The 25,845-nt window shown below is 55.7% G+C and carries 29 protein-coding genes; 18 read left to right on the forward strand and 11 right to left on the reverse strand.

Translation table 11 applies throughout. From position 1 onward, the window contains the following. The 8 genes from ACM6JQ_RS12805 to queC all read left to right on the forward strand — a co-directional run. Nucleotides 1–1,093, forward strand: a 1,093-nt coding sequence (locus ACM6JQ_RS12805; protein WP_414893943.1) for an RHS repeat domain-containing protein, incomplete at its 5' end; no start/stop codon positions are given. Beyond that, entirely contained in the window at nucleotides 1,090–1,350 is a 261-nt protein-coding gene (locus ACM6JQ_RS12810) for a hypothetical protein (protein ID WP_414893944.1), read from the forward strand. The genes ACM6JQ_RS12805 and ACM6JQ_RS12810, both read left to right, overlap by 4 nt. Beyond that, nucleotides 1,347–2,009, forward strand: a complete 663-nt coding sequence (locus tag ACM6JQ_RS12815) for a hypothetical protein (RefSeq protein ID WP_414893945.1) — start codon at nucleotides 1,347–1,349, stop codon at nucleotides 2,007–2,009. The genes ACM6JQ_RS12810 and ACM6JQ_RS12815 overlap by 4 nt, the downstream gene beginning before the upstream one ends. 226 nt (nucleotides 2,010–2,235) lie before the next feature. Then, nucleotides 2,236–2,967 (forward strand): hypothetical protein, encoded by a 732-nt coding sequence (locus ACM6JQ_RS12820; RefSeq protein ID WP_414893946.1) that lies wholly within the window; start codon nucleotides 2,236–2,238, stop codon nucleotides 2,965–2,967. 261 nt (nucleotides 2,968–3,228) lie between these two features. Further along, a complete protein-coding gene (locus tag ACM6JQ_RS12825) occupies nucleotides 3,229–3,615 on the forward strand; it encodes a hypothetical protein (RefSeq protein WP_414893947.1) in 387 nt (128 codons plus the stop codon). Nucleotides 3,616–3,823: 208 nt separating this feature from the next. Then, nucleotides 3,824–4,291 (forward strand): hypothetical protein, encoded by a 468-nt coding sequence (locus tag ACM6JQ_RS12830; protein WP_414893948.1) that lies wholly within the window; start codon nucleotides 3,824–3,826, stop codon nucleotides 4,289–4,291. Nucleotides 4,292–4,341: 50 nt separating this feature from the next. Continuing rightward, entirely contained in the window at nucleotides 4,342–4,728 is a 387-nt protein-coding gene (locus ACM6JQ_RS12835; protein ID WP_175555028.1) for a hypothetical protein, read from the forward strand. A 118-nt stretch (nucleotides 4,729–4,846) separates the two neighbouring features. Continuing rightward, nucleotides 4,847–5,545, forward strand: a complete 699-nt coding sequence (gene queC, locus ACM6JQ_RS12840) for a 7-cyano-7-deazaguanine synthase QueC (RefSeq protein WP_007919656.1) — start codon at nucleotides 4,847–4,849, stop codon at nucleotides 5,543–5,545. A 53-nt stretch (nucleotides 5,546–5,598) separates the two neighbouring features. Here queC and ACM6JQ_RS12845 read toward each other — a convergent pair whose 3' ends face one another. Both ACM6JQ_RS12845 and ACM6JQ_RS12850 read right to left on the reverse strand, forming a co-directional pair. After that, complete coding sequence (locus ACM6JQ_RS12845; RefSeq protein ID WP_007919658.1) at nucleotides 5,599–6,477, reverse strand: queuosine precursor transporter; 879 nt, start codon at nucleotides 6,475–6,477, stop codon at nucleotides 5,599–5,601. Then, nucleotides 6,461–7,066 (reverse strand): helix-turn-helix transcriptional regulator, encoded by a 606-nt coding sequence (locus tag ACM6JQ_RS12850; RefSeq protein WP_095114481.1) that lies wholly within the window; start codon nucleotides 7,064–7,066, stop codon nucleotides 6,461–6,463. The genes ACM6JQ_RS12845 and ACM6JQ_RS12850 overlap by 17 nt, the downstream gene beginning before the upstream one ends. 532 nt (nucleotides 7,067–7,598) lie before the next feature. Here ACM6JQ_RS12850 and glyA point away from each other — a divergent pair. Beyond that, nucleotides 7,599–8,948: a serine hydroxymethyltransferase gene (glyA, locus tag ACM6JQ_RS12855; RefSeq protein ID WP_414893949.1), complete on the forward strand. Its 1,350-nt coding sequence runs from the start codon at nucleotides 7,599–7,601 to the stop codon at nucleotides 8,946–8,948. Nucleotides 8,949–9,016: 68 nt separating this feature from the next. Here the strand turns inward: glyA and ACM6JQ_RS12860 are convergent, their stop codons facing one another. Continuing rightward, a complete protein-coding gene (locus ACM6JQ_RS12860) occupies nucleotides 9,017–10,435 on the reverse strand; it encodes an amino acid permease (protein WP_414893950.1) in 1,419 nt (472 codons plus the stop codon). A gap of 893 nt (nucleotides 10,436–11,328) precedes the next feature. On the opposite strand from ACM6JQ_RS12860, the gene ACM6JQ_RS12865 reads away from it, so the two are divergent. Both ACM6JQ_RS12865 and ACM6JQ_RS12870 read left to right on the forward strand, forming a co-directional pair. Next, nucleotides 11,329–11,466 (forward strand): hypothetical protein, encoded by a 138-nt coding sequence (locus ACM6JQ_RS12865; RefSeq protein ID WP_003222780.1) that lies wholly within the window; start codon nucleotides 11,329–11,331, stop codon nucleotides 11,464–11,466. A 71-nt stretch (nucleotides 11,467–11,537) separates the two neighbouring features. Further along, a complete protein-coding gene (locus ACM6JQ_RS12870; RefSeq protein WP_095114467.1) occupies nucleotides 11,538–12,503 on the forward strand; it encodes a leucyl aminopeptidase in 966 nt (321 codons plus the stop codon). Nucleotides 12,504–12,712: 209 nt separating this feature from the next. On the opposite strand, the gene rluB is transcribed toward ACM6JQ_RS12870, so the two are convergent. From rluB to ACM6JQ_RS12900, 6 genes are all read right to left on the reverse strand, one after another. Further along, nucleotides 12,713–13,933: a 23S rRNA pseudouridine(2605) synthase RluB gene (gene rluB, locus ACM6JQ_RS12875; protein ID WP_038363752.1), complete on the reverse strand. Its 1,221-nt coding sequence runs from the start codon at nucleotides 13,931–13,933 to the stop codon at nucleotides 12,713–12,715. A 143-nt stretch (nucleotides 13,934–14,076) separates the two neighbouring features. Next, a complete protein-coding gene (locus ACM6JQ_RS12880; RefSeq protein WP_034153249.1) occupies nucleotides 14,077–14,268 on the reverse strand; it encodes a DUF1289 domain-containing protein in 192 nt (63 codons plus the stop codon). A 104-nt stretch (nucleotides 14,269–14,372) separates the two neighbouring features. Continuing rightward, on the reverse strand, nucleotides 14,373–15,368 hold the full coding sequence (scpB, locus tag ACM6JQ_RS12885) for an SMC-Scp complex subunit ScpB (RefSeq protein ID WP_414893951.1): 996 nt from the start codon (nucleotides 15,366–15,368) through the stop codon (nucleotides 14,373–14,375). 11 nt (nucleotides 15,369–15,379) lie between these two features. After that, a complete protein-coding gene (locus ACM6JQ_RS12890) occupies nucleotides 15,380–16,078 on the reverse strand; it encodes a segregation and condensation protein A (protein ID WP_172828192.1) in 699 nt (232 codons plus the stop codon). Between the two features lie 123 nt (nucleotides 16,079–16,201). Further along, complete coding sequence (locus tag ACM6JQ_RS12895) at nucleotides 16,202–16,831, reverse strand: L-threonylcarbamoyladenylate synthase (RefSeq protein ID WP_095114461.1); 630 nt, start codon at nucleotides 16,829–16,831, stop codon at nucleotides 16,202–16,204. Nucleotides 16,832–16,844: 13 nt separating this feature from the next. Continuing rightward, nucleotides 16,845–17,708 (reverse strand): PHP domain-containing protein, encoded by an 864-nt coding sequence (locus ACM6JQ_RS12900; RefSeq protein WP_007949812.1) that lies wholly within the window; start codon nucleotides 17,706–17,708, stop codon nucleotides 16,845–16,847. Between the two features lie 87 nt (nucleotides 17,709–17,795). On the opposite strand from ACM6JQ_RS12900, the gene ACM6JQ_RS12905 reads away from it, so the two are divergent. From ACM6JQ_RS12905 to ACM6JQ_RS12930, 6 genes are all read left to right on the forward strand, one after another. Beyond that, a complete protein-coding gene (locus ACM6JQ_RS12905; RefSeq protein WP_007919675.1) occupies nucleotides 17,796–18,395 on the forward strand; it encodes a septation protein A in 600 nt (199 codons plus the stop codon). Between the two features lies 1 nt (nucleotide 18,396). Then, the gene (locus ACM6JQ_RS12910; RefSeq protein WP_007919677.1) at nucleotides 18,397–18,696 is read left to right on the forward strand and encodes a YciI family protein; all 300 of its coding nucleotides are present in this window, start codon (nucleotides 18,397–18,399) and stop codon (nucleotides 18,694–18,696) included. Between the two features lie 150 nt (nucleotides 18,697–18,846). Beyond that, nucleotides 18,847–19,257: a translation initiation factor 2 gene (locus ACM6JQ_RS12915; protein WP_038363742.1), complete on the forward strand. Its 411-nt coding sequence runs from the start codon at nucleotides 18,847–18,849 to the stop codon at nucleotides 19,255–19,257. Nucleotides 19,258–19,264: 7 nt separating this feature from the next. Beyond that, nucleotides 19,265–19,942 carry a response regulator transcription factor gene (locus ACM6JQ_RS12920; protein ID WP_007919679.1) on the forward strand — a complete coding sequence of 226 codons (678 nt, stop codon included), beginning with the start codon at nucleotides 19,265–19,267 and terminating at the stop codon, nucleotides 19,940–19,942. Between the two features lie 231 nt (nucleotides 19,943–20,173). After that, a complete protein-coding gene (locus ACM6JQ_RS12925) occupies nucleotides 20,174–20,623 on the forward strand; it encodes a Spy/CpxP family protein refolding chaperone (RefSeq protein WP_007919681.1) in 450 nt (149 codons plus the stop codon). Between the two features lie 175 nt (nucleotides 20,624–20,798). Further along, nucleotides 20,799–22,139 carry a sensor histidine kinase gene (locus ACM6JQ_RS12930; protein WP_414893952.1) on the forward strand — a complete coding sequence of 447 codons (1,341 nt, stop codon included), beginning with the start codon at nucleotides 20,799–20,801 and terminating at the stop codon, nucleotides 22,137–22,139. Nucleotides 22,140–22,520: 381 nt separating this feature from the next. On the opposite strand, the gene ACM6JQ_RS12935 is transcribed toward ACM6JQ_RS12930, so the two are convergent. Beyond that, nucleotides 22,521–23,087, reverse strand: coding sequence for a nitroreductase family protein (locus ACM6JQ_RS12935; protein WP_007919690.1), 567 nt, complete (start codon nucleotides 23,085–23,087; stop codon nucleotides 22,521–22,523). A 121-nt stretch (nucleotides 23,088–23,208) separates the two neighbouring features. Here ACM6JQ_RS12935 and ACM6JQ_RS12940 point away from each other — a divergent pair, with 121 nt between their 5' ends. Next, the gene (locus ACM6JQ_RS12940) at nucleotides 23,209–24,663 is read left to right on the forward strand and encodes a TrkH family potassium uptake protein (RefSeq protein WP_007919691.1); all 1,455 of its coding nucleotides are present in this window, start codon (nucleotides 23,209–23,211) and stop codon (nucleotides 24,661–24,663) included. On the opposite strand, the gene ACM6JQ_RS12945 is transcribed toward ACM6JQ_RS12940, so the two are convergent. Further along, on the reverse strand, nucleotides 24,620–25,681 hold the full coding sequence (locus tag ACM6JQ_RS12945; RefSeq protein ID WP_202949280.1) for an AraC family transcriptional regulator: 1,062 nt from the start codon (nucleotides 25,679–25,681) through the stop codon (nucleotides 24,620–24,622). The genes ACM6JQ_RS12940 and ACM6JQ_RS12945 overlap by 44 nt on opposite strands. Nucleotides 25,682–25,845 lie beyond the last annotated feature (164 nt).

Consider the following 25,845-nt stretch of genomic DNA (forward strand, 5'->3'; position numbering starts at 1 on the left):
ACGCAGCAAACTGGTCGACAACCTGCTGCGCGAATACGCCGGCACCTACTACGACTACGACGAACGCGGCAACCAGATCCAGCGCTGGCACAACGGCCAACGCAGCGATCTACAGTGGGATTTGTTTGATCGACTTGTGCATTTCGAAGACCCGCGCCTAAGCGTGGATTTCGCCTACGACGCACTGGGACGCCGCCTGCACAAAAAATCCCGCGCGCATTACAAACAACGTCCTGAAGCAGGTTCCCTCTGGAACAGAAACGAGCACGCGCGCAAACAACGCGAACTCGGCTGCGGCTTCACCTTGTACGGCTGGGATGGCGACAACCTCGCCTGGGAAAGCAGCCCAGCGCAAAGCGATGGTGAACCGGGTCGCACGGTGCACTACGTCTTCGAACCGGGCACTTTTGTCCCTGTGGCACAGGCTGTACGGCACGCGCCCATCGATCTGATTGGGCTGCCGGATTACAGCGGTGAATACAGCCTCGATGAAGATCCGGTGTGGAATCACAAGGCAACGGCATTACCGTTTGATGCGTTGGCGTGGTATCAGTGTGATCACCTGGGTACGCCGCAGGAATTGACGGACTCGCAAGGCAACCTTGCCTGGACCGCGCAGTACAAGGCGTGGGGGCAGGTGACGGAGCAGCGCTCGAAGTGGGCGCGGCAGCATGGCGTGATGAACCCGATACGGTTCCAGGGGCAGTATCACGATCATGAGACGGGGCTGCATTACAATCGGTATCGGTACTACGATTCTGAGGTGGGGCGTTTCATTTCACAGGACCCGATTAGCTATGCGGGTGGGATGAACCTCTATGCTTATGCACCGAACCCGATAACATGGATAGATCCACTGGGCTTGGCGAAGTCTGGACGTTGGGAGCCTGTGGGTACAGGTCGAATTCGAATAGACCCTCCTCATGTGGAGAACACAAATCAACAGGCTCATGCTCACTGCCAATGTAAATCAAGAAAGGCAGAGGTTGTTGTTAACCAAGATGGATCTCAGAGTCATGGCACTCGTGGCAACGTGTCCGATTTGACTCGCAAAGAAAAGGATTACCTTCGAGCTCAGGGGTTTAAACTATGAAAAAACTAAAAAACTTTACTGCTTATGGAACTCCTTTCGGAACTGATAAAAACATCAAGCTGGATGAAATCTCACTTCTCGCAGATCCGGAAACGATAAAAAACCTGGGATTATTTTTGATCAATGCTTCTTACGAAATGGAGATCAACGAGTTAGAGCACATCCATCTACAAGACGTGCTCGGAAACTTTTCGCACAAGAAACATGTTGATCTCATTGCAATTAATCAAAACATTGTCAAGCCATTGAAAAAATGATCGCGCACTATCCAACTTCTGACACAGCGCAGTTGAAAAACTACAAAATTATTTGTCATCGGGCAAAATTCGATGATTTCAAAAAATCCTCTAGCAACCGCATTAGGAATATCCCTGCGGAAATTAATGACAATTTTGCACTGCTGGCGTCAGTTGATCAAAGCGGCTCCTTCGGTTTCGATAAAACTGAGAAAGGCGCTGCTGCGATTAAATCCCTGATCACCAATTGCTACTACATCGATATCAATGGAAAACTTCAGCCACCATCAAGCAAGAAACTTCACTACATGCCATTTTTTATGTTTAGGGATAAAGATGGGGAGTTCGAGCGCGCAGTGAGCGAACATAGGCGATACGAAATAGACGTCAAAAAGTATGAAATACTTTCAAGGCATCGAAGGGTGGAAAAACCTACTCCTCCCACCCTAACTATTTTTTTGCAGAGCGATGACTTTTCTATAAGCCAAGAGGCATACAATCTTTTCAAAAATGCCTGCCGATATGTCGCGATCACGAAGATTTCTGGCGAATATGGGCATGGCGCATTTGACGTTTTTTCCAGCGACTTAAATTGCTTTTTTGACGAATTTTACAGTGTTGCAGGGGAGTCCGCGGAGTGGATCATGATTGATAATCCATCTCAACTCCCAATACACTAGCTTACAAAAAGCCTTGGCCTACATATGATTTCAACTGATTTTCATAAGCTGATTGAGTTGATTATAGATGGCGTGATTAATCTCCACGCAGTCTGGCCTGGCTTATTGAATTTCTTGAATATAGTCCACCCTTGAAAAAATTAAGATAATCTCACCCCTCCTTTTCTAACGGTTTAAATGAAGAACATTAGTCATATGAGAACCAAGTATTAAAAGGGTAGCCACAATGAAAACCATCGTTGATATTGCGTCTGTTCTTGCTACCAAATCTGGTGGATTTCGCTTTGATACCTCATGCGACTCATTATGGTATCTGGCTACAGGCTACGATTACGGGTCGATTTTTGACTATTTGGGACCCATTTTCTTTCGATATAACATATATACTGTGCTTGCTGCCGAACTCGATTCAAGTAGCAGTATTGCGAAGAAACTAGACTTACATAAAAGAGCATTTGGAAAGATCGGTTTAGACGCGACAAACAAAAGAAGACACCTCGAATTAAACTTAGACATTGAGGGGAGGCATAATTTCTGCGACCTCTCAACTGCCTCCAGCATCGAAGAAATAAAAATACTTTTGACAGCCATACACAAAGGATGGAATGCATTAATATTTTTGTCAGAGATGGAATTGGATGAAAGTGATAAAAAAGAGATTCTCAGTGTAATTAGCGAAATTTATAGAGCTTCAGGTACAGACTTCTCTCAAGCCTCCTCATTAAAGTTATTTCATAAAGTGATAGCAGTACTATGTTCGAAAAAATGCATTGTCGTCATGCTAGGTGAAGATCACTCTGACACTCGAGCAATATTAATCTCTGGACCTCCCGAACAGATAGTAGAATTTTCAGAGCTTGCGAATAACTTGGTTGAAGCCGACCCCGCCCCTACTCCAACACCGTTTACTCGTGAATTTATACTTAAAACTCCTTTCGTGAGACGGCGTATGCTTTAGATATAAAGAAAATCCTAAAACTGCATTACTCTCTTCGCGCTCCAATGGTTAATTTGACTTTCGTGCACAAGCACAAAGAATCTCTCGTAAAAAGACCAAGCTATTGAAGATCAAACAAACGAAGTCTGTCCCTGGTAGAATCGACAACTTCTCATCTAGTCATGATCCGGGGTGCCATCCACCTCAAACCAAGTACAGCCCATCAGAAATGAGGAGTAACCCAATCAGGTATGCAATCCTCACCACCTATAGGTAGTGTCTATGGAACAAGTAAGCAAGGTTTCGAAGGCCTTTCATCGTTTTGAAGATGGGTTAATTCTTTCTTTCGAATTTTTTTACCTTCCCAACGAACCCCTTGCCGCGCAAGTAATATTCCATACCAGAGATCATAGAGTTAAAGGCAACGTATGGAAGAAAGTAAAGGTGATAGTTGGGGCGGTCGAGGAATTAAGTGCAAAAGTTAAAGGCAATCAGTTTAACTCGATATGCTCTGGGGTTAGGATCTTGAAATTTGACGACGTCTGGTGTGTGGAAATTGATGGAAATTACGACATGGATGCCGAGCCTACTTCACTTGCCCAGATACGCGAGGATGGAGAGCTTTACATAATTGGTCGACAGATAAAAATCCTCGAGATTGCAGACTGATTTTTATAGACTTGATTTTCAATCATATCGTTTGACCAGCGAGCAGCCCGTCTGCTCGTGATTACTTTTCATTATGAAACTCTTTGCGGACGAATCATGCCCTTGAGAATTAATAAAGTATAGCTTTCCTATAACAACCACCTACTGTCCGAGGGAGACTACGCGAATCATGAGTTATGAAAGCCTGGTCTCCCCTTGAAAAATTCAAATGAATATAGACGCTTATAAAAGAGATATCCTCTATAGGAAGTCGCAAGGAAAAACACTTAGCCACTATAAAGAAAAGATAGCCTCCATTTCAGATCTAGCCTTTGATGTGTCACTACTTTTAAGCTTGCCAGAAACAGATAGCATAATTGCAGCGCTTATGACGAAGCGCGAAATCTCCTGTGTGCGCAGAGAATATTCGTCATCCATCGAAGCACTTAATTTTTTTTCGTCAGCAATCGAAAATCGTAAATACTATTTGCTTATAGATGAGGACTGGAGATACTGCGGAGCTTACATGCTCGCAAGCGACATTTCTCTATGTGCGAGTTTTGATTTTGATAAATTCAAAAGTGACGAGATCAGGTTAATTGGCGCTGACCTTTCTACCCAGCTTTCTGTTGATTATAGCGAAACTTGCGGAGAGAAAATATTTGAATGCTGCATTAGAAAATATGAGCACTCCTAAAAATCCAAGGTAATGCTAATAAAAAACTGAAAAACGTAGAGCAGGACCTTATGATTAGCAACGCTGATGAATTTAAGTATTATTCGGAAAGCAAAAACGAGATAGAAAATGCAAAAATAAATGAAGTTGCGACAGAGGAAGTTTGGCTCGAGGTTATCTCAAGACACCCTGAGCTTTCACGACTAGTTGTTGCAAACGGATCAATCTCTACTGATGTGCTTGAGAAGCTCTCACTAAGCGACGACGTCGATGTTCGCTGGGATGTTGCAATGAAGAGGCGCATCAATAGAAGTACTTTTGAGAGGCTGGCAACTGATAAGTCCGTAATGGTTAGACATAGAATTGCATGTAACCCGAAGACACCAAAAGATTTATTAACTCTACTTGCGACAGATGAAGATGACATGATCGCCGAGGCAGCAAAAAAAAGGCTCTAAAGTGGATCAGGCCGCTCGCGGACTCACGCGCGCCTCTGGACTCTGCACCGAACTCCATCCCTATTTCGAGTATCATCTCCACCTTTGCCCTCAAGACCTCAATGCAGGAAGCATAACCATGACCAACAAAGCAGTTATCGTATTCAGCGGCGGGCAGGACTCCACCACGTGCTTGATCCACGCCCTGACCCACTACGATGAAGTCCACTGCATCACGTTCGACTATGGTCAGCGTCATCACGCGGAAATTGAAGTGGCGCAGCAGCTGTCGAAAAAGCTCGGTGTGACCGTGCATAAAACGCTGGATGTGTCCTTGCTCAACGAGCTGGCCATCAGCAGCCTGACCCGCGATAACATTCCGGTGCCGACCGTGAACAGCTCTGGCGAGAGTCTGCCAAGCACCTTCGTTCCGGGACGGAACATTCTGTTTCTGACCCTGGCCTCTATCTATGCCTATCAAGTCCAGGCCAAAACGGTCATTACCGGTGTCTGTGAAACCGACTTCTCGGGCTATCCCGATTGCCGGGATGAATTCGTCAAGGCGCTGAACAAAGCACTTGAATTAGGCATGGATTACAAGCTGCAACTGGATACGCCATTGATGTGGCTGAACAAGGCAGAAACCTGGGCCTTGGCGGATTACCACCATCAGCTGGATCTGGTTCGCGAGGAAACATTGACTTGCTATAACGGCATCAAAGGCACTGGATGTTCCGATTGCGATGCCTGTAATCTTCGCGCCAAAGGCTTGAATGAGTTCCTGAACAATAAAGTACAGGTGACTCAACGCTTGAAAGAGAAACTTGGCTTAAAGTAATACTGCAACAAGAAGCGCTCACTCAAGCATGCCGAGTGAGCGCCCTCCTCTCTTTATTGCGTCTGCGCACCCGTCAGGTACTTCTTGAACAATGATCTTGCGCCGTAGGCCGGCAAGATATTAAAGAACGCAAAACCTACCTTGATTGCGATCTGAACGTAGATCATGCCCAGTATCGCGCTATTTTCCATCGTCCCGTAAAACGCGATATAGCAGAACAGAAAACTGTCGATGATCACGGCAAACAACGTGCTTAAAAATACTCGCAAAAACAGAAACCTGGAATTTGTGAGTTCTTTAATCTTGCACAACAGATACGAGTTTATGTTCTCGGAAACCAGAAACGATATAGAAGATGCTACCAGAACTGCTGACAACTGACTAATAACATCATTGTAAGCGCCATCGAGTTTCCAGCCCGGCAATCCCGGAAGATGGGTCGTGATGGCCAGCAGAATGATAATCGCGGCGTTGCTGATGAACGCGAACAGAATCGCTTTTCGCGCCAGCCTCAGGCCAAACGTTTCATTGAGCAAGTCAACGATCAGAAACGTCAGCGGATAGAGGAAGGTGCCCGGCGTTACGACAATATCGAAATACTCGAGGTAGATCGGTTTTGTCGCTGCAATACTGGTAAAAATGTAAAGCGTGAACAGCATCAGGTTCAGGATGATGTAGATCATCCAGGAACTCTCATGCCGGTCATTGATTTCGTAAGCGGTGAGTGCTCCGCCTTGGGAGTAAAACTTCTTGTAGAGGTTTTTCACTTCGATTTTATTCAGATTATCCATAATCTCACTATTCAACACTTCACTTAGCTTTATTTTAATTATTTTGCCTGTTGCGATGACCATGATGACGGCCAGGCTTTTTCCATTTTCGAATCCCAGCAACTTGTACTTGCTGTTTTCCAATTCAACACTGCAATCCATTAAATCGTTCCTCGATTACATCTCCGATCACGCATACACGATCCGTATCAAAGTTGCCTTCATGGCTTATATATAACTTCGCTGTGATTTTGTCATACACCAGCTTTTCCCTGTCGCTGGTCGACGCTCCTTTCTGCACGATCAATAGATCGCCGGGTTCATTCATGCCGCTGATTTCATTTTCCAGCAAAACGCCAATCAGATTAAAGGACGCGCCAAAATAGTAAGTCAGTGGATAAATCGTGGCCAACTCACCAATTCTCTTATCCAGACTTTGCAGCAGCAGACTTTCTTTAATCACCGGAACAGCGGCCGGATTCATATTCCCCTGTGGCGAAATACTGCTTTCGATTATTTCCTTTTCTTCAAAATCAATCGTCTCTATTTCCTCGTAAGACACGCCGAAGAAATCAGAAATCTTGCGCACAGTGGACTGTTGTACATTGACCACCTTGCCTTCAAGAATGTTATAGATGGTCGTTCGGGTCAAACCACTGGAGTGGCACAGGGACAACTGAGTTTCCCCGCGACTCTTGATCAGGTATTTGATGTTGTTCTTCAGATTCTCCGATCTTTCTCTTCTGTGCATCACATGCTTATCATCCATTTTTAACTGCAATCAATGTCACGTCCCGAATGATCATTCCGGACATACACAAGTGAGGTAGGAAATTGCAGTTATATCCCTGTCAGTGCCGCGCAGGATCATAGCATTCTCCCTCCCTGGGTTCGGTATAAAAAGTCAGCTTTCACAGGCTGCTTCCGCCAACGTGCGGGGGTCATTTCAGCCTCCGTACGGACTCGTCAGTTCCTTTCGACTTCCACCCAAGGCCGGAAAATCGGCACCGGGCAATGCCTGTTTTACACCCGACGCGACCACGAAAAGAATCATTTTCTTTGAAGAATGTTCATTTTTTTGATTAATTCTGTGGCGTTCCTCACTGAAAAATTTATGATGCGTCAATCCGGCGTCCCATTCTCGAGAGTGAAAGAACGAAAAACCGGGAGGCCTGTACAGGGTTTAGTTTTGCGCGCACAGCGGTCAAAACACGGATTCGCCTGTACAGATCTGGCAAGCAAGGACATGCGCAAATCACGCAAAACCAGGGAAGGAATAAGCAATGGCAGTCATTACTGAACCACTCAAGAACCAGGCTGACTTGCTGCGACGCGGTCTGGCAGATCTCCGCGCAGAAGACGCCGAACTGGCGGCCATTCTCGACGCTGAAGTGACGCGCCAACAGCACACGCTTTCACTGATCTCCTCCTCCTGCGTAGTCCAGCCGCGAACCTTGGCGGCCTGCGCTTCCGTGTTGGTCAACGTGACCGCTGAAGGCGTCTCCGGCAAGCGTCACAGCGCAGGGTGCGAGAACGTCGAGCGGGTCGAATCGCTGGCCATCCGCCGGGCGCGGCAACTGTTCGACGCGCAATACGCCAACGTGCAGCCACACTCAGCGTCGAACGCCGTTTACCAAGTACTCACAGCTTTACTAGAGCCGGGCGATACCTTGCTGGGCATGGCGGTGGAACACGGCGGTCATCTCACGCATGGCAGCCTTGCCGCATTTTCCGGCGCCTACTACAAGGCGATCCAGTACGGCACGACAGCAGACGGCCTGATCGATTACGACAAGGTGCGCCTGCTCGCACTCGCCCATCGCCCACGCGTCATCCTCTGCGGCGCCACCGCCTATTCGCGCGAAGTGGACTTCAAGCGGTTTCGCGAAATTGCCGATGAAGCCGGGGCCATCCTGCTCGCTGACATTTCGCACATCGCCGGGCTCGTCGCTACCGGACGACACCCAAGTCCGATCGACGCCGCCCACGTCACCGTCACCTGCACGCACAAGCAACTCGCCGGCCCTCGCGGTGGCGTGATTCTCAGCGGTGCTGATGCGAACACCAAGATTCCCGGTTTGCGGACCACCTTCAGTCGCCTGCTTGATCAAGCCGTTTACCCGCGAATGCAGGGCGCGCCTGCTGCCAACATGATCGCTGCGAAGGCTGCCGCGCTGGGTTATGCAATGTCCGCAGCATTCGATGCCTGCATGGCGCAGATCCGCAGCACGGCGGATGAAATGGCCAAAGCGTTTCAGGCCAAGGATTATGAAGTGGTTGGCGGCTGCAGTGAAAACCACACGGTGCTGGTGCGCTTGCGGGGTGGCATCACGGGGGCTATCGCCGAGGCGGCGCTGGGGCACTGCGGGATCATCGTCAACAAACATCGCGTACCCGACGATCCCCGTTCGGCACTTGTCACCAGCGGGCTGCGTATCGGCACCGCTGCGCTGGCGCAACGCCGGGTCGATGTCCACGGCAGCCGCCAGATCGTCGATTTGATCGTGCGGATTCTGAACACGGTAGCGCCGCTCGGCGAACAGGATTACACCCTGGAACCGCTGCTCCTCGCGCAGTTTCGTTCAGAGGTCGAAACCCTGTGCAGGGACTATCCTCTCGCCGACTATCAATAGCGCACCAATATTTGCACCCATAAAAAAACCCGGCACTCAGGCCGGGTTTTGTGTTTCTGCGTCAGCGCTTACTTGGCAGCACCTGCCGCGTGCACGGCCTGCTGCGCACCGCGCTTGTTCTTGATCACGTAGCAGACCCACATGAACACGACCCACACCGGAATCGCATACACCGAGATCTGAATGCCCGGGATCAGCAGCATCACGCCAAGGATGAACGCAACGAACGCCAGGCAGATGTAGTTGCCGTACGGATACCACAGCGCCTTGAACAGCGGCGTCTGCCGGGTCTTGTTCATGTGCTGACGGAACTTGAAGTGCGAGAAGCTGATCATCGCCCAGTTGATCACCAGCGTCGCAACCACCAGCGACATCAGCAGTTCCAGCGCGTGTTGCGGGATCAGGTAGTTGAGCAACACAGCGACCAGCGTCACCGCTGCGGAAGCCAGAATCGAACGCACCGGCACGCCGCGCTTGTCGATCTTCGCCAGACCTTTCGGCGCATCGCCCTGCTCGGCCATGCCCAGCAGCATACGGCTGTTGCAGTAGGTGCCACTGTTGTACACCGACAACGCAGCAGTCAGGACCACGAAGTTGAGGATGTGCGCGGCGGTGTTGCTGCCGAGCATCGAGAACACTTGCACGAACGGGCTGCCGCTGTACGAATCGCCGGACGCGTTGAGGGTTTCCAGCAGGCTGTCCCATGGAGTCAGCGACAGCAGGATAACCAGTGCACCGATGTAGAAAATCAGGATCCGGTAGATCACTTGGTTGATTGCTTTCGGGATCACGGTTTTCGGCTTGTCGGCTTCAGCGGCGGTGAAACCGAGCATTTCCAGACCGCCGAAGGAGAACATGATGATCGCCATGGCCATCACCAGACCGCTCACTCCGTTCGGGAAGAAACCACCGTGCGACCACAGGTTGCTTACCGAGGCTTGCGGGCCGCCGTTGCCGCTGACCAGCAGGTAGCTGCCGAGCGCAATCATGCCGACGATCGCCACGACCTTGATGATCGCGAACCAGAATTCGGCTTCACCGAAGACTTTGACGTTGGCCAGGTTGATCGCGTTGATCAGCACGAAGAAGGCTGCCGCAGAGACCCAGGTCGGGATGTCCGGGGCCCAGTAGTGGATGTATTTGCCGACCGCGGTCAGCTCCGACATGCCCACCAGAATGTACAGAATCCAGCAGTTCCAGCCCGACAGGAAACCGGCAAAGCCGCCCCAGTACTTGTGCGCGAAATGGCTGAAGGAACCGGCCACCGGCTCTTCGACGATCATCTCGCCGAGCTGGCGCATGATCATGAAGGCGATGAAGCCGCAGATGGCGTAGCCGAGGATCATCGACGGGCCAGCGGATTTCAGTACCCCGGCCGAGCCGAGGAACAATCCGGTACCGATCGCGCCACCGAGGGCGATCAGTTGAATATGGCGATTTTTCAGGCCGCGTTTCAGCTCGCCTGATTGCGAGGGTTGTCCACTCATGAAAAAGGTCTCACGCAAGGTTTGATGATGTTCAGTAGACGTTGCTGCCAGGTTGCGATTTCAAGCAGCCCCGATCAAACCCCAGCGCAGGCACCAGGAGTTCAGCTTATTTACAACGGTCATGCGTCACCTGTTTGTTTTTATCTGTGACGAAATCGAACCCGAAACGCTTGTGGCGCCACGGAGTGAACAAGGCGGATAGCCTTGAGATTTGCGCGATTACGCAGAGGGTCACAGTTAAAACGCGGCGCATTGTACACCGCTAACCCCCTGCTGCCAGACCCCGCTGGATCAGCGTGATGGTTGCCGGGATTGCGTGTGTCCGCTTCGAGATGCTCGAGCGGCTGCAAAAAATGAGTCAGGCCTTTGCAGGCCATCGGCGTGGACGAGGAAAAAACCGTCCCACGGAGAGAGGTGGAGATCAGTCACGGCGTTCATTGCGCCTCCTTCTTGTTATGCACCTGCACGACAGGCATGGGGCGCATCTCACCCTGCAAACGCCGCTGAAACAAGCGCGCCAGAGCCCTGCGCAGCCTGCGGTGAAGCGGGCTTCGGCAGGTTTTCCTTACAGCGCTCATGGCGGGTTGGATTCACTCGGTTTTAGCGGCATTTTCGTAAACATTTCTTTACGATGCGTAACGCAGAGTTTCCATTTCAGAAAATTCTGTCAGACGTCTGCAAATTGACGGTAGCTAGCTTGCTAATGAAAACCATGACTTAGTTTTTTGTTTTTAAATAAGAAAAACCGAGCGTAAAAACAGAATAAAAAGTCTATTTAAAAATTAAATGAATAATTTTTTGCATTACAAAAAACCCTGAACTAGGTTCTTCACGTCTTGCCGGCCACCTCGACCGGCCAGTCACAACCGTGAAAGTCATCTAGGAGATCGACCATGCAAGCACTGGAAAAAGACTTGGATACCGAACTGCAACTGGACGAATGGTTTGAAGCACCGACTCACGAGGCGGCTGTAGAAATGATGCAAGCCGACGCGGTAGTTCCGTTCGGCACGGCGATGTGGCCTCTGTAAGACATCCCCGGGCAGGCACGATCCGGCCGGTCGTGCCTGCCGCTTTCTTCACGGTCAGTCAGGGAGGACTCATGGATAAGCCCCGCGCGATCTCGCATTTCCTTTACTACCTCGAACATCACCCTGCCCTTGCCGGCCTCGACTCGGCGAAGGTATTGCTCGGCCACACGGCTGATTACGCAGCGCTGACCGGCGCGATCGCCGAACAGGCCGGCGATCATCCTCGCTTCCACTTCAGCGCCCGACGTCTGGACCTGGAAAGCACTGCAGCGCTGACCTCGGCAATCACCGACAGCGATCTGTACATTTTCTTCTACGACTCTTCCACCCTGCCCAACCCACGCCCCGACGGCCCGGAATTCGTCCGTGCGCTGCAAGGCGTGATGGCGGAAAACTGGAAGAAGTCGCTGCTGTTCAAGGATTACGGCGAGTATTTCTACGACACCTTCAGCGTCACCCCGCAACGCATCGCCGGGCTGAACAGCCACCTGATTCAGCGTATGTCCCAAGCGACCACGCTGAGTTTCAAGGACGACGACGGCTCATGGTTTGAAACGCCGCTGAGCAGCATCAAGAAGTGGACCGACATCAACGGCGTCGGCAACTTCGACCTCGCCCCCGGCGAAATCGCGACCCACAGTGAAGCCATCAACGGCCATGTGAAATTCAAGGGCACATTCCTCAGCACCATTCCGTTTGCGCGCAAATACGGAGTTCTGGAATCGCCACTGGAGTTGTGGATCGAAAACTCGACCATCAGCCGCATCGCCACCGACGTGCCGGGGCTGGAGCATGATTTCAACAAGTACCTGGACGCCAATCCGTCGAACCGGCGGATTGAAGAGCTGGGGATTGGCACCAACGAAGGCGTGAAGGATCTGTATGCGCGCAATGCCGGGTTTGAGGAGCGGCACTGCGGGTTGCACCTTGGTTTGGGCGGTGGCGCCAAGGGCAGTCATCACCTGGACCTGATCTTCTCGGGCGGCGTTTTGGCGCTGGATGACAAGCCGGTGTTTGACGGGCGGTTTGTCTTTTAAGGCTGGCACCTGATCATTCCCACGCTTCGCGTGGGAATGCAGCCCGGGACGCTCCGCGTCCCTTTAGAGCCGAACGCGGAGCGTCCGTTGAGGCATTCCCACGCAGAGCGTTGGAACGATCGGTGTGCGCCAGACGAAAAAAAACGCCAACCCTGCGGTTGGCGTTTTTGCTTTGGCTTGAAGCTTGCCGCTAAAAGCTCACAGCTGCCTTATTCCGGCTTCTTGCGACCAAACCCCGGACGCTGACCGGAACCGGCCGGTGCACCACGACGCTTGCCCGACGGCTTGTCGCCATCAACCAGTTTGATCCCCGGACGCTTCGGCGCAGGCTTGGCCGGGCGCTTGTTGGTGGTGTCCGCTGGACGATCCGCCACTGGCGTGCCACGACCGGCAGGTGCACCACGCTCGCCACGCTCAGTGCGACCGTTGGCCGGACGCGGAGCGCGCTCGCCGTCACGGGCGACTGGTTTGCGACCTGGACGTTCGCCTTCGATCTGCGGCTCGCGGCTTGGACGTGGGCCAGTCGGCGCGCCAGCGGCTGGACGCAGGGTGCGGACGCGCTCGGTCTTGCCCATCGGGCGCGACGATTTGCGCTGCATGCGCTCAAGCTTGTCTTTGCTCTTGGCGTTCAGTTGCGGCATCGCCACCGGCGTCAGGCCGACTTCAGCACTGAGGATGTCGACTTCGTACTGGCTCATTTCGCGCCAGCGGCCCATCGGCAGGTCGGAGTTGAGGAACACCGGACCGAAACGCACGCGCTTCAGACGGCTGACCACCAGACCTTGCGATTCCCACAAGCGACGAACCTCACGGTTACGACCTTCCATCACCACGCAGTGGTACCAGTGGTTGAAGCCTTCACCGCCTGGAGCTTGCTTGATGTCGGTGAACTTGGCCGGGCCGTCTTCCAGCACCACGCCAGCCTTCAGACGCTCGATCATCTCGTCGTCGACTTCACCGCGTACGCGCACGGCGTATTCACGGTCCATTTCGTAGGACGGGTGCATCAGGCGGTTGGCCAGTTCACCGTCGGTGGTGAACATCAGCAGACCGGTGGTGTTGATGTCGAGACGACCGATGTTGATCCAGCGCCCTTCTTTCGGACGCGGCAGCTTGTCGAACACGGTCGGACGGCCTTCCGGGTCGTCACGGGTGCAGATCTCGCCATCGGGTTTGTTGTACATGATCACGCGGCGGACCGATTCGGCCGCCTCTTCGCGCTTGATCACCTTGCCATCAATGGTGATGGCGTCGTGCATGTCGACGCGCAGACCGAGGGTGGCGTCTTTGCCATTGACCTTGATCCGGCCCTGGCTGATCCAGGATTCCACGTCACGGCGCGAGCCGACGCCGATACGGGCGAGGACTTTCTGCAGCTTTTCGCCTGCTGGGCCGATTTCCTGGTCGTCTTTCTGAATGATGTCGCTCATCTGGGCACCTCCCGGTGTGGTCTGTTCAGGCGGCGCCTGAAGCATTGAAATCTGGGTACTCAGCCGAAGGGATCGGCGAAGGGTCGCGAATCATACGCGGATGTGCGCCGTCGCGCATCAGAGACTAGCTGATCAATGGGCAGTTATTTCTTTTTCCGCCGACCGGCGCCACCGAGTTTGATCAGGCGCAGTGCGGCTTCGGCCAGTACGCTGCGCTTGTCGTCCTTGTCGAGTTTCTTCCAGGCTTTGATTTCGCGCTTGCTGCGGCCGCAGCCGAGGCAGATGTCGTCGGTGAATTTGCAGAGGCTGATGCACGGGTCTTTAGTGGAACTCATTTGGGTACCTTTGGGAGATCAAAAGATCGCAGCCTTCGGCAGCTCCTACAGGGGACGTATTGCAATGTAGGAGCTGCCGAAGGCTGCGATCTTTTCGGCGCCCCTCAGTCTTCGAATTCGCGGCGTTCGGCTTCGATGGCTTCGGCCAGGGCGCGGGCTTCGGCTTCTTCTTCGCTTAGCTCCGGTTCGGGTTCTGGCGCCGGTTGTTCGAGGGCAGCGACGGCGGCCAACAGCTTTTCACGGGCTTCGGCGACGCCAAGAATGTCTTCTTCCGGTTCGGCTTCTGGCTGGGCTTCAAGTTCAACTTCGATGGTTGGCTCGGCGATCTGTGGCTCAGGCTCAGTCTCGGTTTCTGCTTCAGCCGTCGGCACCTCACCATCCACCGCATCCCGCAGCAAATCGTCGAAGTCGGTCTTGATCCCCTCTTCCATGCTATCCAACTCCAACAGCAAGGTATGGAAACTGGTTTCCTCCTTCTCTTCCTCCGGCTCGGCGCTGGCGTCGGCCAACTCCTGCAAACCCTGCGGCACCGGCGCGTCGTCAAAATCGAGCACCGGGTCGGTTTCCATTTCGCGCAGCTCGGCCAATGGCGGCAGATCTTCGAGGTTCTTCAGGTTGAAGTGATCGAGAAAACCTTTAGTGGTGGCAAACATCGCCGGCTTGCCCGGCACATCGCGGTAACCGACAACCCGGATCCACTCACGTTCAAGCAAGGTTTTGACGATGTTGCTGTTCACCGCCACACCGCGCACGTCTTCGATCTCGCCACGGGTGATCGGCTGGCGATAGGCGATCAGCGCGATGGTTTCCAGCAACGCACGGGAATAACGCTGCGGGCGTTCTTCCCAGAGGCGACCGACCCACGGCGAAAACTTCTCGCGGATCTGCAAGCGATAGCCGGACGAGACTTCCTTGAGCTCGAAGGCGCGGCCCTCGCAGGACTTGCCCAACAGCGTCAGGGCTTTCTTGAAAACCGCAGGCTCGGGACGTTCACCTTCTTCGAACAGTTCAAACAGGCGCTCAAGGGATTGCGGCTTTCCCGAGGCCAACAGAAAGGCTTCAAGCAGGGGCGCCAGCTCGCGGGGTTCAGTCAGGTTCATGTTTCGACTCGTTATTCGGCTCGGGCTCGCACGTGGATCGCGGCGAACGGCTCATTCTGCACCAGCTCGACCAAGGATTCCTTGACCAGTTCAAGGATCGCCATAAAGGTCACTACCACACCCAGTCTGCCCTCTTCGGCAGTGAACAACTCGACGAACGGCACAAAACCGCCGCCCTTGAGCCGTTCCAGCACATCGCTCATGCGCTCGCGGGTGGACAATGCCTCGCGGCTGACCTGGTGGCTTTCAAACATATCGCCACGGCGCAGCACTTCGGCCATGCACATCAAAATCTCTTCCAGCGCGACATCCGGCAACAGCTTGCGCGCCCGGGCTTCCGGGGCGTCGAGCTTGGGCACGATCACATCACGGCCGACGCGACTCAGACCATCGATACCTTCGGCGGCCGCCTTGAAGCGCTCGTATTCCTGCAAGCGGCGGATCAGTTCGGCGCGCGGGTCGTCTTCTTCGTCTTCGACGGTTTCGGCCCGTGGCAGGAGCATGCGCGACTTGATCTCGGCGAGCATCGCGGCCATCACCAGATACTCGGCGGCGAGTTCCAGGCGCACCGACTGCATCAGCTCGACATAGCCCATGTACTGACGGGTAATTTCCGCCACCGGGATGTCGAGGATGTTGATGTTCTGTTTGCGGATCAGGTACAGCAGCAGGTCGAGCGGCCCTTCAAAGGCTTCGAGAAAGACTTCCAGCGCATCCGGCGGGATGTACAGGTCGAGCGGCATTTCCATGACCGCCTGGCCATAGACCATGGCAAACGGCAACTCTTGCTGAGCGCCGGCCTGGGGATCGGCAACGGTTTCCACTGCGGACATTCAGGCCTCGACCATGAACGGCGTCGGATCGCCGCAACCGACGCGGACCACTTCCGGGTCATCGCCGGTCAGGTCGATCACGGTGGACGCTTTGATGCCGCCAAAGCCGCCATCGATGATCAGGTCCACCTGATGTTCGAGCAATTGACGCATTTCGTACGGATCGCTCAGCGGGTCTTCATCGCCGGGCATGATCAGGGTCACACTCATCAACGGCTCGCCCAGTTCGGCCAACAGCGCCAGCGCGATCGGATGGCTGGGCACGCGCAGGCCGATGGTGCGCTTCTTCGGATGCAGCAGCAGACGCGGCACTTCGCGGGTGGCGTTGAGAATAAAGGTGTAAGGCCCCGGCAGATGCGCCTTGAGAATACGGAAGGTGCCGGTGTCGATCTTCGCGTAGTTGCCCAGTTGCGACAGGTCGCTGCAGATCAGCGCGAAGTTGTGTTTTTCATCGAGTTGACGCAAACGGCGCACGCGCTCGATCGCGGTCTTGTCGCCGATCTGGCAGCCGATGGCGTAGGAAGAGTCCGTGGGATAAACCACCACCCCGCCTTTGCGGATGATTTCGACCGCCTGTTTTATCAGGCGCGCTTGTGGGTTTTCCGGATGTATCTGGAAAAATTGACTCACATTCTCTACCTGTTCAGACGGCGGCAATATCTGTGTCATGTTTGAACCGACACCACAGGGGTGGAAGGTCCTCGGGAACCGGCCGGTACTGGCCGATCTCGGACCAGCCGCCAGGGCCATGGAAGTCACTGCCGGCGCTGACCAGCAGACCGAACTCACGGGCAAGGATTGCCAGGCTGCCCACCTGTTCCGCAGGCTGATGGCCATTGACCACCTCGATCGCATGCCCGCCTGCTTGAATATAGTCGGCAATCAGCTTCCGGCGCTTGCTGCGGGTGAAATCGTAGTGCCACGGATGCGCCAGGCTGACCCAGGCCCCGGCGGCGCGCAGTGTGCCAACGGTGTCTTCCAGCGTCGGCCAGTGCAACTTGACGTCACCCAGCTTGCCGGCGCCGAGCCATTTGCGGAAGGCTTCGGCGCGATCCTTTACAAAACCTTCACGCACCATCCAGTCGGCGAAATGCGGACGGGCCGGGGCATTGCCGCTGTCGCCCAGTTCCTGCTGAACCTGCCGGGCGCCTTCGAGGGCACCGGGCATGCCCTTGAGGGCGAGCTTGCGGCTTATTTCTTCGGACCGCAGCCAGCGGCCATCGTGCAATTTGGCAATCGCCTCGACCAACGGCGCGGCATTCACATCAAAACCGTAGCCCAACACATGAATGGTCGCGCCGCCCCACGTACAGGACAATTCGACGCCGTTGACCAGTTGCATGCCCAACTCAGTCGCAGCCATGCGCGCTTCGGCGAGGCCCTCGAGGGTGTCGTGGTCGGTCAACGCCAGGACTCGCACGCCGTTCTCGAACGCACGCGCAACCAGAACCGCAGGCGCCAGGGCGCCATCGGAGGCCGTGCTATGGCAGTGCAAATCAACATTCACGGGGAGTTGTAACCTCAAATCAGCTGGCGCTATCGCGCGCCCATATGTTTGTTATTATGCCGCCACATCCAGCTTCTGGCTCTCACTGTGAAACAATTCATCGATTTCATCCCGCTTCTGCTGTTCTTCATCGTTTACAAACTTGATCCACGGGTCGTCGACATCGCTGGCCATGAAGTGACTGTAGGCGGTATTTACAGTGCCACGGCGATGCTGATCATCAGTTCCCTGGTGGTGTACGGCGCGTTGTTCATCAAACAGCGCAAGCTGGAAAAAAGCCAATGGCTGACGCTGATCGCCTGCCTGGTGTTCGGCAGCCTGACGCTGGCGTTCCACAGCGAGACCTTCCTCAAGTGGAAAGCGCCGGTGGTCAACTGGCTGTTCGCGGTCGCCTTCATCGGTAGCCACTTCATCGGTGACCGCTTGCTGATCAAACGCATCATGGGCCACGCGCTGACCCTGCCGGACCCGGTCTGGACCCGCCTGAACATCGCCTGGATCGCCTTTTTCCTGTTCTGCGGCGCTGCCAACCTGTTCGTCGCCTTCACCTTCCAGAGCTACTGGGTAGACTTCAAGGTGTTCGGCAGCCTGGGCATGACCCTGGTATTCCTGGTCGCACAGGGCATTTACCTGTCGCGTCATCTGCACGATGCCGATACCACAACAACACCAAAAACCGAGGACTGACATGCTCTACGCCATCATTGCCACCGACGTCGCCAACTCGCTGGAAGCACGCCTGGCCGCGCGTCCTGCGCATCTGGAACGCCTGCAAGCGCTCAAGGGCGAAGGCCGCATCGTATTGGCCGGCCCGCACCCGGCCGTCGACAGCAATGATCCGGGCGCAGCGGGTTTCACCGGCAGCCTGATCGTCGCCGAGTTCGATTCCCTGAGCGCTGCGCAAGCGTGGGCTGACGCCGATCCGTACATCGCCGCTGGCGTCTACGCCAATGTGGTCGTGAAGCCGTTCAAGCAAGTCCTGCCTTAAATGCCCCGTGATGAGGGGATTTGTCCCCTCATCACACGCGACACGGCCACTGACAATGAACCTTCCTGGTTCTTGCTGCTCTCAATCGCTCATTATTCTCGTTTGCCTGCCGACAACCTGCCCAATATCCATTTGGAAGCAGGTGTCGCGATGCGCAAGGGTCCGTTGTGTCTGATGTTGGTCACGTTGTCGATCATGGCGCCCGCCCATGGTGAGGAGACCACCGAAGGCGGCAGCTCCACGCCATTGTCGTTAAGCGCCGGCAGCCAGATCACCGAGTTGCAGCAGCGCCTCAAAGCCAGTGAGCAGCAGCGGGAAGAACTGAGCAAACAACTGCAAAATGCCGACAATACCCGCGAAAGCGCCCAGCTTGCCCGGTTGCGCCAAGAGAACCAGCGCTTGAAGCTGCAACTCAAGGAAGCCCAGGCCAGTCCGCTGCCGCGTCTGCTGACCGATCAGCAGCAGTGGTTCGTCACGGGCGCCGGAGTAGCGCTATTGGCGCTGCTCTGCGGTATCTTTGCCAGTGGAGCAAGCCGAAAACGTCGGCAATGGCTAAATTGAGTGAGTCATGAGCGAGCTGTTACTGATTGATGATGACCAGGAGTTGTGCGAACTCCTGAGTAGTTGGCTGAGCCAGGAAGGCTTTCAGGTGCGCGCCTGCCACGATGGCCAGAGCGCGCGTAAAGCGCTGGCCGAAACCGCCCCGGCGGCGGTGGTGCTGGACGTGATGCTGCCCGACGGCAGCGGTCTGGAGCTGCTCAAGCAATTGCGCAACGATCACGCTGATCTGCCGGTGCTGATGCTCTCGGCCCGTGGCGAGCCGCTGGATCGTATCCTTGGTCTGGAATTGGGCGCCGACGATTACCTGGCCAAACCGTGCGACCCGCGCGAACTGACCGCGCGCCTGCGCGCGGTGTTGCGCCGCAGCCATCCGGCAGCGGTGTCGACTCAGCTTGAGCTGGGCGATCTGAGTTTCAGTCCGGTGCGCGGCGTGGTCAGCATCGACGAGAAAGAGCTGACCCTGACTGTTTCAGAAAGCCGCCTGCTCGAAGCCCTGCTCAAGCAGCCGGGCGAACCACTGGACAAACAGGAACTGGCGCAGCTCGCCCTCGGCCGCAAGCTGACCCTGTACGACCGCAGCCTCGACATGCACGTCAGCAACCTGCGCAAGAAGATCGGCCCGCACCCGGACGGTCGTCCTCGCATCGTCGCTCTGCGCAGCCGCGGTTACTTCTATAGCCTCTGAACCGCGCCCATTCCCACTGTAGGAGCTGCCGAAGGCTGCGATCTTTTGATCTTGTTTTTAAAAGACAGATCAAAAGATCGCAGCCTTCGGCAGCTCCTACACAGGGCATGTGTAAGGTGGGACGCGAAGCGTCTTTACCCAAGCTTTACGCAGTGCTGACCGCCGCTGACCTTGATCTCCGTAATCTGTACTCATCCGGAACGTACCGGGAACGAGACAAGGAGATACACCATGCGCAAGACTCTTATCGCTCTGATGTTCGCTGCCGCTCTGCCAACCGTCGCCATGGCCATGCCACAAGACGGCGGCCCGATGGGTGGTCCGCTTGACGGCCCACGCCACGGCGGTCAGATGCACGGCATGCACGGCAAAGGTCCGTACAGCCAACTCGACCTGTCCCGCGAGCAGCGTGAGCAGATCCGCAAGATCATGGGCGAGCAGATGCACGAGCGTAAGCAAGTGGTCGACAAGTACCTGGAAAAACTCTCGCCGGCTGACCAAAAAGCCATGAAAGACGAGATGGCCGCCAACCACAAGAAAGCCGAGTCCGATGTGCGTGCGCTGCTGAAACCGGATCAACAGAAGAAATTCGACGAGATCCAGAAAAAGCAGGCCGAGCGTCGCGCCGAATGGGCCGAGTTCAAGGCGTGGAAAGCGCAACAGGCGCAAAAGGCGCAATAATGATCTAACTTCAGGCCCGACGGCTCACCCCGTCGGGCCTGTTTTCATCGATCCAAATGTAGGAGTGAGCCTGCTCGCGATAGCGGTGTGTCAGTTGACAGATTTTTGTCTGACCCTCCGCTATCGCGAACAGGCTCACTCCTACAGGGGTTTTGCATTGTTCTGAGGATTTTCTGTGCGTTCATTGTTCTGGCGTATTCTCGCGAGCTTCTGGCTGGCCATCGCACTGGTGGCCGGCCTGTCCATTCTGCTTGGGCACATGCTCAACCAGGACGCGTGGATCCTCAGCCGCCATCCGGGCCTCAACACGCTGGCCGGCGAATGGACACAAACTTACGAAACCCAGGGCGAAGAAGCCGCCCAGGACATCCTCGAACAGCGCAAGCGCCAATATCACATCGACGTTCAGGTGCTCAACGAAAGCGGCGACCCGGTGGTACGCGGCACCTTCCCGCGTCGCGCCGCCGCCTTCGAAGCACGCCAGAACAACGATGACCGACGCCTGCCATGGCGTCGCCTCACCGACGAATTCACCAGCGAAAAAACCGGTGACACCTACCTGTTCATCTACCGCATCCCGCACCCGGAACTCGACTCATGGCACCGCGAAAGCCTGCTTTGGCCATTGAGTGCGTTAGGCATCGCGTTGGTGGTACTAACCCTGTTCAGTTTGCTGGTGACCTTCTCCATCACCCGCCCGCTCAGCCGTTTGCGCGGCGCGGTGCATGATCTGGGGCAGACGACTTACCAGCAAAACAGCCTGGCGAAACTGGCCAACCGTCGTGATGAATTCGGCGTGCTCGCCAATGACTTCAACCGCATGGGCGCGCGCCTGCAAAGCTTGATTGGCAGTCAGCGTCAGTTGCTGCGGGACGTCTCCCACGAATTGCGTTCACCACTGGCTCGGTTGCGCATTGCCTTGGCACTGGCGGAACGCGCCAACCCTGAAGAACGGGAAAAACTCTGGCCACGCCTGACCCGCGAATGCGATCGGCTGGAAGCGCTGATCAGTGAAATACTGGTGCTGGCACGGGTTGATGCGGACAACGCCAGTGCCGAAGACGTGGATTTGAATGCGCTGCTCGGCACTTTGCAGAAGGACGCAAAACTCGGATCGCCCGAGCAGATCGTCCGTCTCGATGCCGAACCGCAACTGAATCTGAAGGGCTGGCCGACCATGATCGAGCGCGCCGTCGATAACCTGCTGCGCAACGCTCAGCGCTTCAACCCGGAAGGTCAGGCGATTGAAATGCAGGCCTCGCGTCAGGGCGAAAAAATTGTCGTGAGTGTGCGTGACCATGGGCCGGGGGTGCAGGCCGAACATTTGAGCCAGTTGGGCGAGCCGTTTTACAGGGCACCGGGGCAGACGGCGGCAGGGCATGGCTTGGGGCTGGCGATTGCGCGAAGGGCGGCGGAGCGGCATGGCGGGAGTTTGACGTTGGCCAATCATCCGCAGGGTGGGTTTATTGCCAGTCTGGAATTGCCGCTTGTCCCCGGTGCAGTTGTCCAACCCTAAAAGCCACCCTCACCCCAGAAAAGCCCCTCACCCCAGCCCTCTCCCAGAGGGAGAGGGGGCCGACCGAGGTGTCTTGCGCTATACATCGACCTGAAGAATCGAGTTGATTATGGATCCGGAAGGCACGTGAATCGTCGCCGACTCTGGATTCGAAATGCATCGGAACCGTTATCGACTCCGAGCTCGAAATGCATTGGAGCCGTTATCGACTCCGAGCTCGAAATGCATTGGAGCCGTTATCGACTCCGAGCTTGAAATGCATTGGAGCCGTTATCGATGCAGGATTCAACCGAGCACTTTCAGGTCGGCGTACCTCTACAGCATCCCCCAATCAGTCCCCTCTCCCTCCGGGAGAGGGTTAGGGTGAGGGGCTTTTGATCTTCAGGCCTTACCCGGCCAGGCGCTGACAAACTCAGCCAGATCAACCTTCTCCGCCACACGCGGTTCTTTCTGCGGCGTGCCGAGATACAAGAACGCGATCACTTCTTCACCCTCAACCAAGCCCAAGCCTTTGGCCACATGCTGGGAATAAGCCAGATCCCCCGTACGCCAAACCGCACCAATCCCCTGCGCATACGCCGCCAGCAAAATCCCGTGCGCCGCACACCCGGCAGCGAGCAACTGCTCGGCCTTCGGATATTTAACGTGCTCCTGCAATTTAGCGATCACCACAACCACCAGCGGTGCACGCAGCGGGCCGTTGCGCGCCTTGTCGATCATCGCTTCGGTGACTTCGCCTTCCTGCAGTTGCGCAGCCTCGGCCAGCAACTCGCCCATTTGCTCGCGTGCCGCACCTTCGATGGTCAGAAAGCGATACGGCTGCAAGTGCCCGTGATCCGGCGCGCGCAACGCGGCACCAAACAGGGCTTCGCGCTGCTCGGCAGTGGGGGCCGGTTCGACCAGTCGTGGAACGGAAACACGGTTGAGCAACGCGTCGAGAGCCTGCATCGGCCACCTCCTGAGAAAAATGTGCGGCTATTCTAGCTTCATCTGCCAACAGGATGCCGGTTTACATGCCCTGCCCCACGGGTAGAATGGCGCCCTTCCCACATCAGCCCGAGCGGACTTCATGGCGTTGCCGACCTTACGGATCATTGGTTTCATCATCGGCATCTTCCTGATCACCTTGGCCGTGGCCATGGTCGTGCCCATGGCCACCCTGGTGATTTTCGAGCGCACCAGCGACCTGCCGTCGTTCCTCTGGGCGAGCATGATCACCTTTGTCGCCGGCCTCGCGCTGGTGATTCCCGGCCGCCCCGAACACATACATCTGCGCCCGCGCGATATGTATCTGCTGACCGTCAGCAGTTGGCTGGTGGTATGCATTTTCGCTGCGCTGCCGTTTCTGCTGACTCAGCACATCAGCTACACCGACTCGTTTTTCGAAAGCATGTCGGGCATTACCGCGACCGGCTCGACCGTGCTCAATGGCCTCGACAACATGTCCCCCGGGATCCTGATGTGGCGCTCGTTGCTGCACTGGATCGGCGGCATCGGCTTTATCGGTATGGCGGTAGCGATTCTGCCGCTGCTGCGGATCGGTGGCATGCGCCTGTTCCAGACCGAATCCTCGGACCGTTCGGAAAAGGTCATGCCGCGCTCGCACATGGTGGCGCGACTGATCGTGGCGGCTTATGTCGGCATTACCATCCTCGGTAGTCTGGCGTTCTGGTGGGCCGGAATGAGCCCGTTCGACGCGATCAACCACGCGATGTCGGCGATTTCCACCGGCGGGTTCTCGACCTCCGACCAGTCGCTGGCCAAGTGGACGCAACCGGCGGTGCACTGGGTCGCGGTGGTTATCATGATTCTCGGCAGCCTGCCGTTCACCCTGTACGTGGCGACGTTGCGCGGCAACCGCAAGGCGCTGATCAAGGATCAGCAAGTGCAGGGTTTGCTCGGGATGTTGCTGGTGACCTGGCTGGTGCTCGGCACCTGGTACTGGTGGACAACCAATCTGCATTGGCTGGAGGCGCTGCGCCACGTGGCGCTGAACGTGACGTCAGTGGTCACCACTACCGGTTTTGCCCTTGGCGACTACAGCCTGTGGGGCAACTTCTCGCTGATGTTGTTTTTCTATCTGGGATTTGTCGGCGGCTGTTCCGGGTCGACGGCGGGCGGGATCAAGATCTTCCGTTTCCAGGTCGCCTACATCCTCCTCAAGGCCAACCTTAATCAGTTGATTCACCCGCGCGCGGTGATCAAACAGAAGTACAACGGCCACCGTCTCGACGAAGAGATCGTCCGTTCGATTCTGACCTTTTCGTTCTTCTTCGCCATCACCATCTGCGTGATCGCCCTGCTCCTGTCGCTGCTTGGCGTCGACTGGATGACCGCGCTGACCGGCGCCGCCAGCACCGTGTCCGGCGTCGGCCCGGGCCTGGGCGAAACCATCGGCCCGGCGGGCAACTTCGCCACCCTGCCGGACGCGGCCAAGTGGATCCTGTCGTTCGGCATGCTGCTCGGCCGCCTGGAGATCATTACGGTGTTTGTGCTGTGTATTCCGGCCTTTTGGCGTCACTGACCGCACCCGGCGCCTGCAACAACCGCGTCCGGTAATCGCCGGGCGTGGTGTCGAACCAGCGACGAAATGCACGAAAGAAGTTGCTCGGATCGGCAAAACCCAGCAGATAAGCGATTTCCAGCAAGGTCATGCTCGGTTGCGCCAGATACTGCTCGGCCAGTTCACGGCGGGTGTCGTCGAGCAGTTGCTGAAAACTCGTGCCCTCCTCCTGCAAACGACGCTGCAAAGTGCGCTGCGACAAATGCAGGGTCTGCGCCACGGTATCGCGCTTCGGCTCGCCCTGCGGCAGCAACCGGCACAGCACCTGCCGCGCCTTGTGGGTCACGCGGCTTTCGGAAAAACGTGCCAGGTATTCCCCGGCAAACCGGTCATGCAACAGCGCCATCGCCTCGTTGGCGGTGGGCAGCGGCGCTTCCATGTCGGCACGCTCGAAGATCAGCGCATCGTACGGTGCGTTGAACATCAGTGGCGCGTGGAAAGCTTGTTTATAGGGTTCCAGGTCATCGGGTTCGGCGCCCTGCACCAAGACTTTGACCGGGTGCAGCGTGCGCCCGGTCAACCAGCCACACAAGCCCAGCGCACAGGCCAGCGAGGCTTCGGCGCTTTGCCGGGTCGGCGGCAGATGGTCGCCGTGCACCGTCAGAATCAGCGCGTAACCTTCATCCAGCAGACGGAAACTCAGGTCGGCACTTTCGGCGATGATGCGCTGATAGCGCACCAACCGCTGGAAGCCTTCGGCCAGGGTATTGCTCGACATCAGCGCATAACCGGCGACATGAAACGACGCCGGGCGCACCACTTTGCCCATGTTCAGGCCGATCGCCGGATTACCGGACAACTCGACCGCCCGTTGCCAGAGGCGGGTCATGGAATCTTGCGGGAAGCGCGCATCCGGATCATCCAGAGCCGTGTAATCGAGCCCCAGTTGCTTGAACAGAACCCGGCAATCCAGGCCGTCCATCTCCAATGCTTTGACAATCCCCATCGCCCAGCTTGCAGAAGTCGTTCGTTCGCTCATGGCGTTTTTCTTTTACATGAGGGGCCGCATGCTACGGCCTGATTTGCCAAGGATACTAAAGTGGCGCCGATTGTCACTGGCCCACGCCAATGTTCACTCTAGACTCAAATAAGCTACCCGCAGAACAACTCGTCGCCAGAACAATAACCACAGAGAACGCGGTC

Origin of the sequence: Pseudomonas sp. IT-232MI5 (genome assembly GCF_949767845.1) — a bacterium.
Taxonomy (GTDB): domain Bacteria; phylum Pseudomonadota; class Gammaproteobacteria; order Pseudomonadales; family Pseudomonadaceae; genus Aquipseudomonas.